Genomic DNA, 13529 nt, shown 5'->3' with positions numbered 1-13529 from the left:
GAGCTGTAAGCATAAAATATGAAAGACCATGTTTAAGATTTTCGTTCTAAAGACCAAGACTATCATATTTGTTCAACAAGATTGTCAAATAGACATAGCTCATCACATAAAAAAATTCTCCTCAGTTCATATACTGAGGAGAGCATTTTATTTTATCCCTGACATCAATTTGTCAATACGTGGGACGTAAAAGAAGAGTAAGAAGCCAAATAGGATTGTGATTGTTCCGACAATACCATAGTAAGCAATTTCGTTTCCAGAAGTGTAAAACTTAACAATTTGGGCATTGATTGCTTGAGCAGAAGCATTGCTTAAGAACCATATAGACATCATTTGAGCTTGGAAGGCTTTTGGTGCTAATTTCGTTGTAATGGATAATCCAATAGGAGAAATCAACATTTCAGCAACAATAACGATTGCCCAACTAACTATAAGCCACATTGGACTAACTTTAGCATGAACTCCAAAAAGCATGCCAGGTAACATCATCCAAACAAATGAAAGCCCTGCAGCGATCAAACCATAAGCAAACTTTTTAGCTGCTGAGGGTTGTTTGGTTCCTAATTTTGCCCACATCCAAGCAAAGAAGGGAACATATAGCATAATGAAAAGAGGGTTAATACTTTGGAAATAAGAAGATGGGAAGTTGATTTGATGACCAAATAGGTTAAAATAAAGACGTGTTTGCTCATCAGCAAAGAGGGCTAAAACAACAGAACCTTGTTCTTCAATTGACCAAAATAAAATAGAGGCAATAAATAATGGAATATAAGCCCATACACGAGAACGTTCCGTTTCAGTGATTTTTGAGCTGCTTAAAATTTTAACAAAGTAGTAGATTGGAATAATAATAGCAATCGCTGTAAAGATATTAATAACAGTATTGATTGTTAAGAGATTTACACATTTTAAGAAAACAATACCAGCTAAAATGGCAAGGCCCCAAATAAAAACGTTTTTCTTTAAATCAGCTTTTTCAGCTTCAGATAAGGGATCTGTTGGGTGTAAACTGGATTCCGGAAGGTATTTTTTACCATCATGCATGTATTGTAACAAGCCAAAGAACATTCCAACAGCTGCTAATGAAAAGCCTAGATGGAAATTTACTTCTTGTCCAAGATAACCCACAATTGCTGGTGCAACAAAGGCTCCTAAGTTAATTCCAAAAACAAAAATACTAAAGCCTGCATCACGCCTAAGATCTTTTTCACCATAGAGACTGCCAACCATATCTGATACATTTGGTTTTAAAAAACCAGTTCCTAAAATAATTAAGGCAATAGATACAAATAGGGCTGTTTTACCAAATGGAGTGGCTAGAGCAATATGGCCAAGCATAATCAGAATACCACCATATAGCACTGATTTACGACTTCCTAAAATCCTATCACTAACAAAACCACCGATAACAGATGATAGGTAAACAAGTGAACCATAAATAGCCATAATAGAAGCAGCTGTTACTTTACTAAAGCCTAATCCACCTTGACTAACGCTATAGTACATGTAGTAAAGAAGGATGGCACGCATACCATAGTATGAAAACCTTTCCCACATTTCGGTAAAGAAAAGAGTGGACAAACCACGAGGATGTCCAAAAAATGTTTTTGTATGATCAGTCATTAGATATTCTCCTTTAATTAAAAACCATTAAATAGAATATCTTAATTTGGGCTTCCTGTCAATATTTCTTCCTATAGGGAAGCTATTTTTAGGCAATCTATCTGGCAGAAAAAATAGTTTTTCTTAGAGATGTATGGAGAAGTTTTCCTTGTATTTTTGTTTTTAAAAAAACGTTTAGAAATAAGCCACGAGTGCTGCCAAAACGAGAGCTGGTAACATATTGGCAACTCGGATTCCTTTTTCAAAAACAATGTTAAGGCCAACACAAAATATCAAAATAGAGCCTACTAGTGAGATATTAGTCAAAGCTTCCAGCGTTAGCACAGGTTTTAAAAAACTTGCTAAAATTGTAATACTTCCTTGAAAGACTAAAATTGGAATGGCAGAAAATATAGCCCCTTTTCCAAGAGAGGTGGTCATAATAATGATAATAATAAAATCCAAAACACTTTTTGTGATGAGAAGCGAAATATCACCATTAATACCATCTTGTATTGGACCAATAATGGCCATAGCCCCAATGCAGACAGTCAAGGTAGCCACCACGAAGGCATTTACAAAATCAGGATCTTTGGCATTACCTGAGCTAATTTTTAACCAATTGCCAAATTTCTCAAAATTTCCCTCAATATTAATAATTTCACCAATTAAAGCACCTAATGATAAGGAAGCTACCACCAACATACTATGGCCACTAGCTAAACTTTCAGGTCTTAAAGATAACATTCCTGACATGGCACCGGATATGCCAATAAAAAGAACACTAATACCTGTTGCCATTGTTAAACTCTCTTGATGGCGTGCCGTTAATTTATGGCCAAAACAGTTACCACAAAAGCCTGCAAAGAAAATAGCAGCAGTATCAATTAATGTACCTAATGCAAACATGACAATAATCCTCCTTTAAGGTCACATTTATTATAACGCTTACATTTTTACTGTCAACAGTTTTTAGGCTAAAAATTCGTAAATAATATATCTATCAATTTAAAATATTCAGAATAATCATCTAAAAAAGAATAAAAATTTTATTTATATCTTTTTTTATAAAAATAAACGAACAATAGATTTTATATTTTTTCATATCCCATCTTGAAATGAAAAAATATTAGTAAAGAAGTTAATCAAAATCTGTTTAAAGCTGACAAAATCAGTGTTTTCTGTTTTGAATAATATAAAAAACCAAGATGAAATCATCTTAGTTTGCCTCTTTGAAGGATATTTTTAAAATAAATGGTGCAATTATTGTAGATAAAATAACAACAATAACCAATGAAGAGTATATAGCGTTTGAAATCAGTTTTTCAGCTAAGCCAATTTGAACAATAATCAAAGCCATTTCTCCACGACTTACCATGCCACCACCAATAGTCAGAGAATCTTTTTTGGAAAAATGAAACTTTCTTCCGACATAATAGCCTGGCAATAACTTTGTTAGAACTGCAAGAATGGTAAATAATAAAATCAAACCAAATTCCGATACAAGCCCATCAAGTTTAAGTGGTAGTGCAATTGAGGCAAAGAAAATCGGAATGAAAAACATATAAGCAAAATCAGCAATTTCATGGGTGATTTGCTCAGCTTTTTGAGTTTGTCCGATAGCCAGACCTGCAAAGAAAGAACCAATAACAGAACTCATTCCAACATTAGTAGCAAGAATAGACATGATAAAGCAAATCAATAAGGCAAGAAAAGTATCTTTTTTGAAATATTTGATTTTAGCAGTGAACTGGTACAAGGCTGGAACCAAATATTTAACCAGTAACATGAGAAAAGCTAAAAAGAAGACTTGTGCTAAAACTTGTAATAAAAGTGTTGAAGAAGTGCCATTGCTTCCAGTTGTAGAGATAAAAAAACTAAGCAGAAGAACCGCTAAAATGTCATCAGCAACTGCAGCCCCTAAAATGACAGCCCCTGTGTTTGTTTGAACTTTATTATATTCTTGAAGTACTTCAACGGTTATGGAAACACTGGTTGCTGCAAAGACAATGCCGTAAAACAATGAGGTTTCAAGACCATATCCAAAAAATTGAGTAATAACATAGAATACCCCGACAGGAATAACAACCCCTGATAAAGCAACAACCAAACTTGGTTTTAAATATTTTTTCAGCAAGCCAAAGTCAGCCTCTAAACCTGCTAAAAACATCAGTAAAATAACCCCTAACTCAGCTAAAAAGTGAATCATTTCCCCTTGGTGAACAAGGTTTAAAATGGCTGGACTAATTAAGATTCCCATCAAAAGTTGTCCAACGACAGCTGGAATACCGATTTTTTTGGAAATTTCAATTGCCAAAAAGCTGGATATTAAGATAATTGTTATTTGAAAAAGTTCGTGCATAAATCCCCCTAGTAATAAAAACAATAATACCATTATAACATGATAAGGCCTGTAAAAAAACTTTATTGCCTTTAAAACAAGGGATTTCAGCTGAAAATAACAAGATGATCAAAGATTTTTACTAGAGTCAAGATTAAAAAAACACTTAGCTTTGTAAAAAACAAAAAACCTAGGTCAAATTGCCTAGATTTTTTGAGATTTATGAAAAGAAAAGTTTTAGGATGACTATAGTATAAAAACAAACCCTTAAATAAAACTTAAGAATAAAACCGTCATGTTTTGATTCTAAAAAAGAAGCCAGTTGGCTTCTTTAACTAATGATTACGTCTAAAAATAAATAAGTTTAATAGACTAATTTATTCCCACTCAACTGTTGCTGGTGGTTTACTTGTAATATCGTAGACAATGCGGTTAACGTGATCAACTTCATTAACGATACGAACTGAAATTTTCTTAAGAACATCCCATGGCAATTGTGCAAAATCTGCAGTCATACCATCAATTGAAGTGATAGCACGAATAGCGATAGTGTAGTCATAAGTACGACCATCACCCATAACACCAACCGAACGTACCCCAGTATTTACAGTGAAATACTGCCATACATCACGGTCTAAACCAGCCTTAGCAATTTCTTCACGAAGGATGGCATCTGACTCACGTACTGTCTCCAGTTTTTCTTCAGTAATGGCTCCCATAACTCGGATAGCAAGACCTGGTCCAGGGAATGGTTGACGCCATACAATTTCTTCTGGCATGCCTAATGCGATACCTAACTCACGAACTTCGTCTTTAAAGAGTGTGTTTAAAGGTTCAATAAGTTGGAACTGCATATCTTCTGGAAGCCCACCAACGTTGTGGTGTGATTTAATGGTTTGAGCAGTTTCTGTACCAGATTCAATAATGTCAGTATAGAGTGTTCCTTGTGCTAAGAAATCAACTCCTTTTAATTTGCTTGCTTCATCATCAAAAACATAAACAAACTCATTACCAATAATTTTACGTTTTTTCTCAGGATCTTCAACATTATCCAATAAATCAAGGAAACGTTTTGCAGCATCAACACGGATAATATGCAATCCAAATTTTCCACCAAGCATTCCCATAACCTGATCACCCTCATTTTTACGAAGAAGACCATGGTCAACAAAAATACATGTTAATTGATCACCAATAGCTTTTTGCAAAAGAACACCAACGACAGATGAATCAACTCCACCAGATAAACCTAGCAATACTTTACGATCACCAACTTGTTTACGAATGTTTTCAATTTGCATATCAATGAAATTATCCATTGACCAATCACCACGCGCACCACAAATAGTAACTGCGAAGTTTTTTAGAATGTCATTTCCGTAAACAGAATGCCTTACTTCTGGGTGGAATTGGATGCCGTAGAAGTTCTTTTCTGAATTTTCCATAGCAGCATAAGGGCAATCACTTGAATCACCGACCAAGTGGAAACCTTCTGGAATTTCAGTAACAGCATCACCATGACTCATCAATACTAATTGCTCTTCAGGTGTTCCAGCAAATAATTTTGATTCTTGACGAAGGCGAAGCGTTGATTGTCCATACTCACGGTTACCAGCCTGACCTGCAGGAACCACTTTACCACCTAGTTTATGTGTAATCAGTTGCATACCATAACAGATACCAAGAATTGGAATCCCTAATTCAAAGATTTCTGGATCGATGCTAAAGGCATCATCAGCGTAAACAGAATTTGGTCCACCAGATAAAACGATACCAATTGGGTTGATTTCACGAAGTTCCTCAGCAGTAATCTTATGGCTTTTCAATTCAGAGAAAACACCAAACTCACGAATGCGTCTAGCAATCAACTGATTGTATTGACTCCCATAATCAAGAACGATAATCTTTTGAATATCTTTCAAAATTGCAATTTCAGTCATTGTAATCCTTTCCTATACTTTAACCTTTGGGTTAATAGTTTCTTTCCCATTGTAGCACAATTTTAAAAAATTGGCACCACTAAATGAGTCATCCCTCAAAAATTGATGTTAAAGGTAAAGCAGAAAGTTCTAAAATGAAGTTAGCCATCTGAGGGTATGAAAAAACATCTCAAAGAGATATACTTGTAGTTCACCACAAACACAAGATAGGACACTTTGAGATGCATGAACATTATACACCAAAAGGAAAACATTTGACAATAGCTGAGCGTTACTTCATCGAGAAATGGAAGTCAGAAGGAAAGTCCAATAGAGCTATCGCTAACTTGCTAGGTAAAGCGCCTCAAACCATTCATAATGAGGTTAAACGAGGACTTGTCAGACAACAAATTCGTAAAGGTAAATTTGAAATGATTTATCAAGCTGACTACGCTCAAGCTAGCTATGAGAATAAACGACGAAATTCTATTCGTTCTATTGGCTTGGATAAAGATACGAAAGAGAGGATTCTGCACTATATGAGGCAGAACTTTTCACCTGAAATGATGGTGAAGTCGAAAGGTATAGCTGTTCCTGTTTCAACCATCTATTATTGGATTCATAACGGACACCTTGGCATCCATTCTGATCACATCTTGTATCCAAGGAAAAGAAAGGGAAAATCAAAGAAGGCTAGCCCTCGTTTCAAACCTGCTGGTCAATCCATTGAGAAAAGACCTGATGCGATTAATCGTAGACTTGAAAATGGGCATTATGAAATTGATACGGTTATTCTAACAAGGGCTAAGAATGAATGTCTACTAACTCTAACAGACCGCCGTAGTCGTCACCAGATTATCAGACTCATTCCGGATAAGTCTGCTCAGTCGGTCAATCATGCCTTAGAAAGTATAGTAAAGACTCACCCTATTCACTCTATTACAGCTGATAACGGAACTGAATTCAACAGACTTTCTCTTGTCTTTCCAAAAGAAGATATCTACTACGCACATCCCTACGCTTCCTGGGAAAGGGGAACGAATGAGAACCATAACAGACTGATCAGAAGATGGTTACCTAAAGGAACAAAGAAAACGACCCAAAGAGAGGTCGCATTCATTGAAAATTGGATAAACAACTATCCTAAGAAAATATTAGACTACAAATCTCCTAAAGAGTTTTTAACCGCTGGCTAACTTGGACTTGAAATTTAGCGTTAAAGGTAAAGCGTCTTCTTATTCGCCCTTTCTTAAGTTTACTTTAAGAATTTTTAGTAAACTATTCTTATACTAAGATTAAAAATAAGACGAGAATAAGCCTCGTTTTTAAGAAAGGAGTCCTAACCATGCTAAAGAAAAAGCCCCCTCTTATGCGAGCCTTAATCGTCTTACTATTTTCTTTTTCACTTTTTAGTATTCCTTTACACCTGACAAATCCTAAAAACTATATCAAGGTTTTTGAGCATAAACAAGAACAGCAAAGAGCACGTTTTAAAAGGGGAGAAATTGTTCAAGTTCATTCTCTTAAAAAAAGAGTTTCAAAATATAAAAATAAAGCAGCTATCATTACCAATCGGATTTTCAAAAAAAACAAACAGACATTTTCATATGATCTCAAAATAGACGACAACGTTGAACTGACTCAAGTTCCTGAATCAGAATTACAAAAGGCTCATCTTGTTAAGCTAAAAACATCTAATAGCGCTGCTGAAAACAATCACATTTTAAACGAATCTTTTAAGTATGCAACAGCTCATCCAAATACTGTTCTTGCTCTACCTGAAGGGGAATTCACAATTGGTAGTCCAAGCCCAAACAAAGACTACATGCTCTTGCCTTCAAACACTTCAATTGTTGGACACAAAACAAGTTTAGAAATTGATGATACTGCTTATTGGTTTGGTCTTGCAACAGGTCCTAACCCTGAAGATGGGGTTCAAAACCTCACTATCACAGGCATTGATTTTGTAGCAAAAGACCTCAGCAAAGGAAGTCATTTTATGATTATGGCAGACCACGGCAATAACTGGCATGTCTTCAAAAATCGCTTTACCATGGTTCACAAAAAAAGCAGTCATATTTTTGACTTAGGTTCAGTTCAAAATTCTATCTTTGAAAAAAATCAATTTATCGGTTATGCTCCTGAACTCATTAATATTTCCCATCTTGATTTCAGTAAAGCTTCACACGATTTCTATTCCGAAGCCATTCAATTTGATGCTGCAGAAAAAACTGGGATGTGGGATGCCGGCCTTATAAAAGCAATTGATCCACATTATGAAAGCAATAACAGCACTCGCCACCTTTGTCAAAACATCAAAGTAACAAACAATGCCTTTCTGCCTTATGTTGATAAACACGGCATTATAAAGGCTTACGGGGCATCTATTGGGCAGCATTCTTCAGATGCCAGGAAAATTATGATTACACATAATCGTTTTGTTTCAAGTCTTGTTTCCTTATTTAAGAGCAATAATTGGCTCATGTCTCCTATCCATTTTTCTCCTAATTCATCTATTAGTGCCAGCCATAATTTTTTTAGCAAATGATGTTATTGAACCGGTATTGTTTTAGCCTTAATTATGATAAAATAAAACTACATTCATAATCAAGGAGTTGTCACTAATGTTACCAGCCTATATAAAAATTCATGATGCAATCAAAAAAGATATTGACAATGGTGTGTGGCCCATCGGTGACAGACTGCCCAGTGAAAGAGACCTCTCCGAACACTTTCAAGTTAGCCGGATGACGCTACGCCAAGCTGTTACCTTATTAGTAGAAGAAGGGATTTTAGAAAGAAGAATAGGGAGTGGAACCTATGTGGCTAGTCACCGTGTTCAAGAAAAAATGCGTGGAACGACAAGTTTTACAGAAATTGTTCATTCCCAAGGAAAAACCCCCTCGTCAAAATTATTATCCTATCAAAAACAATTGGCATCAGACACTGAAATCAAAGAACTCAACCTTCAAAAAACAGACTATGTCATTCGTATGGAACGTGTTCGTTATGCCGATAAACTCCCTTTGGTCTACGAAGTAGCCTCAATCCCCGAAAAATACATTACAAATGTCAAAAGACAAGATATCACCGAGCATTTCTTTAAAACCATGGTTGCTAATGGATATGAAATCGGCAAAAGCCGCCAAACCATATATGCCAAAACAGCAAGTGAACGCGTTGCAAATTATTTAGCGGTCTCGCGTGGACATGCTATTTTAGCTTTAACACAAGTTTCTTACTTTACGAATGGAAATCCCTTTGAATATGTACGCAGTCAGTATGTCGGAGACCGATTTGAATTTTATCTTGAGAATAATTAACAGTAATAAGGAAGAGTTTAAAATAAGCTCTTCTTTTACTTTAACCAATTGCTATCTTGATTTACTATTGTTAATATCTTGATTTATATGGTAAAATGAAGACTATGGAAATTGAAAAAACAAACCGGATGAACGCGCTATTTGAGTTCTACGCAGCTCTCTTAACCGATAAACAAATGAACTACATCGAACTCTATTATGCTGATGATTACAGCTTAGCCGAAATTGCTGAAGAATACGGCGTTAGCCGACAAGCTGTCTACGATAATATTAAACGAACTGAAAAGATTTTAGAAACCTATGAGATGAAACTTCATATGTATTCCGATTATATCGTACGCAGTGAAATTTTTGACGCACTGGCAAAAAGGTATTCTGACGATGCCTTTATACAAGAGCAGATTTCCACCCTAACCCAAATTGATAACAGAGATTAAAGGAGTACCTTATGGCTTTTGAAAGCTTAACCCAACGTTTACAAGGCGTTTTTAAAACTATTCGCGGGAAGAAAAAATTATCTGAACAAGACGTTCAAGAAGTCACAAAAGAAATTCGACTTGCCTTACTAGAAGCAGACGTCGCCTTACCAGTTGTTAAAACCTTTATTAAACGAGTCCGAGAACGAGCAGTAGGACATGAAATCATTGACACGCTTGATCCAACACAACAAATTGTTAAGATTGTTAATGAAGAATTAACTGGGATTCTGGGATCTGAAACAGCTGAAATTGAGAAATCACCAAAAATCCCAACCATTATCATGATGGTTGGTTTGCAAGGTGCTGGTAAAACAACTTTTGCTGGTAAATTAGCCAATAAATTAATCAAAGAAGAAGATGCACGTCCTTTGATGATTGCTGCAGATATCTACCGTCCAGCAGCCATTGATCAATTAAAAACACTGGGGCAACAAATCAATGTCCCTGTCTTTGATATGGGAACAGACCACTCTGCTATTGAAATTGTTACAAAAGGTTTAGAACTTGCGCGTGATAACCGTAATGACTATGTTTTAATTGATACAGCAGGCCGTTTACAAATTGATGAAGCTCTCATGGGGGAACTTCGTGACGTTAAGGCTCTAGCTAATCCAAATGAAATCCTCCTTGTGGTTGATAGCATGATTGGTCAAGAAGCTGCCAATGTTGCTGATGAATTCAACAAACAATTAAACATCACTGGGGTTGTTCTTACTAAAATTGACGGTGATAGCCGTGGTGGTGCAGCTCTTTCTATCCGTGAAATTACTGGAAAACCTATTAAATTTACAGGTACCGGTGAAAAAATCACTGATATCGAAACTTTCCACCCAGACCGTATGTCTAGTCGTATTTTGGGAATGGGTGACCTTTTAACACTGATTGAAAAAGCTAGCCAAGAGTACGACCAACAAAAATCAATGGAACTCGCAGAAAAAATGCGTGAAAACACCTTTGATTTCAATGATTTTATTGACCAATTGGACCAAGTGCAAAATATGGGACCAATGGAAGATCTCTTAAAAATGATTCCTGGTATGGCTGGAAATCCAGCACTTGCAAATATTAAGGTTGATGATAAACAAATTGCTCGTAAGCGTGCCATTGTTTCATCAATGACAAAAGCTGAACGTGAAAATCCTGACTTATTAACCCCTAGCCGTAGACGACGTATTGCTGCTGGATCTGGAAATAGCTTTGTAGAGGTTAATAAATTCATCAAGGACTTTAACCAAGCTAAAGCAATGATGCAAGGCATGATGTCTGGAGATATGAATAAAGCAATGAAGCAAATGGGAATCAACCCAAACAACCTTCCTAAAAACATGCCAAATATGAATGGTGGCATGCCTGATATGTCTGCTCTTGAAGGAATGATGGGACAAGGCGGTATGCCTGATTTATCTTCCCTAGGTGGTGATATGGACATGAGTCAACTGTTTGGCGGTGGCCTCAAAGGTAAAGTTGGAGAATTTGCCATGAAACATGCCATGAAACGACAAGTCAATAAAATTAAAAAAGCTAAGAAAAAGCGTAAATAAATGACGATAGAATTCGGAAATCTATTTTTTCTACTAAATGAAGAAAACTGCTAAAACAATAATTAGCAGTTTTCTTCATTTTTATACTCATTGCTAGACTTTTGGTATTGATAAACCATTACATTAGGATTATCAGGGCTTGGACAAGGAGCAAACAAGAAATAGTGCTCTTTATTATCTAAGGCATTTTCTTTGTTTAGTTTAAAATAGTTTTTTTGAGATTTACACATTGTTAATAAAATATCATCTGTTAAAAACGTTAGCGGTGTTTCTAAAGCAGAGTAGCGGAAGTGGTCAAAGGATTCAATCCACGCTCGAGACACTCTACACTTGCATAAAAGAATTTCATATCTACAAAATCAATGTCCGATTCTGGTTCGCGCGAATAATCAATAAGAGACATTTTAAACCTCTAGAGGCATAAAGTTAGCAATGATTTTTCCAATGATTCTAGGGTCTTCATCAAAAGGAGCAAATTTATCAGAGTATTTTTTATTTAAGGATACCAGGCGTAAGCCGTCTTCCTCGCGATAAACTTTTTTGATATAAGTTTGACCATCCCATTCAACTGCATAGATAGCCCCATCATAGTCAAAGTTTTCTTGCCTGATTAAGACAACCTCACCATTAAGATAAGTTGGCTCCATCGAATCTCCAAATACCCACGAGGCAAAATCGTAGTCTAATTGCTCATCATAAAAAACCTCATCATAATTTCCATCTCCAAAGTAAGAAAATCCAGTACCAGCTGATAAACTTTCATAGACGCGGTAAGCATAAAGTTTCTTGTTCTCTTTAGGTAGACTGACAATCTTTTCTTGACTTGCTAACAACTTTTTAGAATAATGAATCACTTTTTCCTTATTTCCTATCGTTAATTGTTTATATGGCATTAAAATCTGATGCTCCGAATCAAAGTAATCTTCTGAGACAGAAAATAGTTTTACCAAAGCACTAAGGTGTTTTTGGTTTGGACTGTTTTTTCCTTTTTCCCAATTCGAAATGGTCATTTTGTTAACTTCTAGGTGATTACCTAGTTTTTCTTGACTCATTTTTTTCTCTTGTCGTATTTTTTTTAATTGTTTACCTGAAAACATAAACACTCTCCTTTATGTAAAGTTATAACTTTACATAAAGTATAACAAACTTGATTTTCAATTTCAAGTTTTTTTCAAAATAATATGAAGATTTTTGACAATTCTCTTTATTCGTCGTATGATATGAATCATATAACAATCAGTTATGATTCACTTAATAAGGAGAGTTTATGTTAACAATTGCTTATATTGGCAATGGTAAAAGTGCAAACCGTTACCATATCCCTTTTGTAAAAGAAATTAAAGACATCAAAATAAAGTCCATCTACGCTCCAAGCCTTAATCAGGGCCTATGGGAACCTTTAGAAGGGGTTTATTATACCAATAAAATCGAAGAGATTCTAGAGGACCCCGATATACAACTAGTAGTTTTATCTGTTCCTCCATCCGCTCATTATAGTCTTGCTAAGCAATGTTTAGAAGCAGGTAAAAACACGCTTGTTGAAAAGCCATTCACAGAAACAGCTGAAGAAGCACGTGACCTTTTTGCCTTAGCAAAGAAAAAAGGGCTGTTTCTTCAAGCTTATCAAAATCGTCGCTTTGATTCAGACTTTTTAACTGTTCAAAAAGTTATTGAGAGTGGTGTTTTAGGAGATGTTCTTGAACTAGAAATGCATTTCGACTATTTCCGTCCAGAAATCCCTGAAACTACAAAGACATTCACTATTAATACAAGTTATCTCTATGGACATGCATGCCATACCATTGACCAAGTAATTTCATATTTCGGCATGCCAGAACATATTCATTATGATGTGCGTCAGCTATTAGGTATAGGTCGCATGAATGATTATTTCGACCTTGATTTTTACTACGGCGCAACTAAAGTTTCTATTAAATCAAGTTATTTTAGAATTAAAGAACGTCCTAGTTTTGTGGTTTATGGCAAAAAAGGCATGTTTGTTAAACAAAGTAAAGACCGTCAAGAAGAAGACCTTAAACACTTTTACATGCCTTCTAATCCTGATTTTGGACAAGACAACCCTGAACACTATGGTGTGCTGACCTATATTGACGATAAAGGTATCTATCATGAGGAGAAGGTCGTTTCAGAAATCGGTAGCTATGCTCGTATGTATCAAGCTGTTTACGACACTATTGTTATGGGCAAAGAAAAGATTGTTAAGGACGAAGAAACTATTCGACAAATAGAAATCATTGAAGAGGGCATTCGTCAAATGACAGGAGCCACTAAATAAAAGGTTAAAGTCATTTTTTAAGGAAAGG

12 protein-coding genes are annotated in these 13529 nt (G+C 35.6%); 6 read left to right on the top strand and 6 right to left on the bottom strand.

All coding sequences use genetic code 11. The features are described from left to right. Positions 1 to 147: 147 nt before the first annotated feature. From Q9317_RS05345 to guaA, 4 genes are all read right to left on the bottom strand, one after another. Positions 148 to 1623: a peptide MFS transporter gene (locus tag Q9317_RS05345; protein WP_003099640.1), complete on the bottom strand. Its 1476-nt coding sequence runs from the start codon at positions 1621 to 1623 to the stop codon at positions 148 to 150. A 174-nt stretch (positions 1624 to 1797) separates the two neighbouring features. Beyond that, a complete protein-coding gene (locus Q9317_RS05340) occupies positions 1798 to 2511 on the bottom strand; it encodes a DUF554 domain-containing protein (RefSeq protein WP_016356008.1) in 714 nt (237 codons plus the stop codon). Positions 2512 to 2821: 310 nt separating this feature from the next. After that, positions 2822 to 3964: a cation:proton antiporter gene (locus tag Q9317_RS05335; protein ID WP_003099638.1), complete on the bottom strand. Its 1143-nt coding sequence runs from the start codon at positions 3962 to 3964 to the stop codon at positions 2822 to 2824. 356 nt (positions 3965 to 4320) lie between these two features. Beyond that, positions 4321 to 5883: a glutamine-hydrolyzing GMP synthase gene (gene guaA / locus Q9317_RS05330; RefSeq protein ID WP_003099636.1), complete on the bottom strand. Its 1563-nt coding sequence runs from the start codon at positions 5881 to 5883 to the stop codon at positions 4321 to 4323. 221 nt (positions 5884 to 6104) lie between these two features. Here guaA and Q9317_RS05325 point away from each other — a divergent pair, with 221 nt between their 5' ends. From Q9317_RS05325 to ffh, 5 genes are all read left to right on the top strand, one after another. Continuing rightward, on the top strand, positions 6105 to 7058 hold the full coding sequence (locus Q9317_RS05325; RefSeq protein ID WP_003098612.1) for an IS30 family transposase: 954 nt from the start codon (positions 6105 to 6107) through the stop codon (positions 7056 to 7058). Positions 7059 to 7207: 149 nt separating this feature from the next. After that, a complete protein-coding gene (locus Q9317_RS05320) occupies positions 7208 to 8410 on the top strand; it encodes a hypothetical protein (RefSeq protein ID WP_003099635.1) in 1203 nt (400 codons plus the stop codon). A 76-nt stretch (positions 8411 to 8486) separates the two neighbouring features. Then, positions 8487 to 9185 (top strand): GntR family transcriptional regulator, encoded by a 699-nt coding sequence (locus tag Q9317_RS05315; RefSeq protein WP_003099634.1) that lies wholly within the window; start codon positions 8487 to 8489, stop codon positions 9183 to 9185. A 104-nt stretch (positions 9186 to 9289) separates the two neighbouring features. Next, positions 9290 to 9622 (top strand): putative DNA-binding protein, encoded by a 333-nt coding sequence (locus Q9317_RS05310; protein WP_016356006.1) that lies wholly within the window; start codon positions 9290 to 9292, stop codon positions 9620 to 9622. Between the two features lie 11 nt (positions 9623 to 9633). Further along, entirely contained in the window at positions 9634 to 11205 is a 1572-nt protein-coding gene (ffh, locus tag Q9317_RS05305; protein WP_003099632.1) for a signal recognition particle protein, read from the top strand. Positions 11206 to 11267: 62 nt separating this feature from the next. Here the strand turns inward: ffh and Q9317_RS05300 are convergent, their stop codons facing one another. Together Q9317_RS05300 and Q9317_RS05290 are read right to left on the bottom strand one after the other, a co-directional pair. Continuing rightward, complete coding sequence (locus tag Q9317_RS05300; RefSeq protein ID WP_003099631.1) at positions 11268 to 11528, bottom strand: DUF5960 family protein; 261 nt, start codon at positions 11526 to 11528, stop codon at positions 11268 to 11270. An 81-nt stretch (positions 11529 to 11609) separates the two neighbouring features. Beyond that, positions 11610 to 12302, bottom strand: a complete 693-nt coding sequence (locus Q9317_RS05290; protein ID WP_003099630.1) for a LexA family transcriptional regulator — start codon at positions 12300 to 12302, stop codon at positions 11610 to 11612. Positions 12303 to 12472: 170 nt separating this feature from the next. On the opposite strand from Q9317_RS05290, the gene Q9317_RS05285 reads away from it, so the two are divergent. Beyond that, on the top strand, positions 12473 to 13501 hold the full coding sequence (locus Q9317_RS05285) for a Gfo/Idh/MocA family oxidoreductase (RefSeq protein WP_003099629.1): 1029 nt from the start codon (positions 12473 to 12475) through the stop codon (positions 13499 to 13501). The last annotated feature ends 28 nt before the right edge of the window (positions 13502 to 13529 follow it).

It is taken from the genome of Streptococcus iniae (assembly GCF_030732225.1).
In the GTDB taxonomy this organism is placed as follows: Bacteria; Bacillota; Bacilli; order Lactobacillales; family Streptococcaceae; genus Streptococcus; species Streptococcus iniae.
The sequence above is the reverse complement of the archived record's forward strand: the minus strand, read 5'-3'. Positions and strand labels throughout refer to the sequence as shown.

Bases quoted from the DNA above. Each gene is read 5' to 3' on its own strand.
- Q9317_RS05345 (WP_003099640.1), bottom strand. From the start codon at position 1,623: ATGACTGATCATACAAAAACATTTTTTGGACATCCTCGTGGTTTGTCC.
- Q9317_RS05340 (WP_016356008.1), bottom strand. From the start codon at position 2,511: ATGTTTGCATTAGGTACATTAATTGATACTGCTGCTATTTTCTTTGCA.
- Q9317_RS05335 (WP_003099638.1), bottom strand. From the start codon at position 3,964: ATGCACGAACTTTTTCAAATAACAATTATCTTAATATCCAGCTTTTTG.
- guaA (WP_003099636.1), bottom strand. From the start codon at position 5,883: ATGACTGAAATTGCAATTTTGAAAGATATTCAAAAGATTATCGTTCTT.
- Q9317_RS05325 (WP_003098612.1), top strand. From the start codon at position 6,105: ATGCATGAACATTATACACCAAAAGGAAAACATTTGACAATAGCTGAG.
- Q9317_RS05320 (WP_003099635.1), top strand. From the start codon at position 7,208: ATGCTAAAGAAAAAGCCCCCTCTTATGCGAGCCTTAATCGTCTTACTA.
- Q9317_RS05315 (WP_003099634.1), top strand. From the start codon at position 8,487: ATGTTACCAGCCTATATAAAAATTCATGATGCAATCAAAAAAGATATT.
- Q9317_RS05310 (WP_016356006.1), top strand. From the start codon at position 9,290: ATGGAAATTGAAAAAACAAACCGGATGAACGCGCTATTTGAGTTCTAC.
- ffh (WP_003099632.1), top strand. From the start codon at position 9,634: ATGGCTTTTGAAAGCTTAACCCAACGTTTACAAGGCGTTTTTAAAACT.
- Q9317_RS05290 (WP_003099630.1), bottom strand. From the start codon at position 12,302: ATGTTTTCAGGTAAACAATTAAAAAAAATACGACAAGAGAAAAAAATG.
- Q9317_RS05285 (WP_003099629.1), top strand. From the start codon at position 12,473: ATGTTAACAATTGCTTATATTGGCAATGGTAAAAGTGCAAACCGTTAC.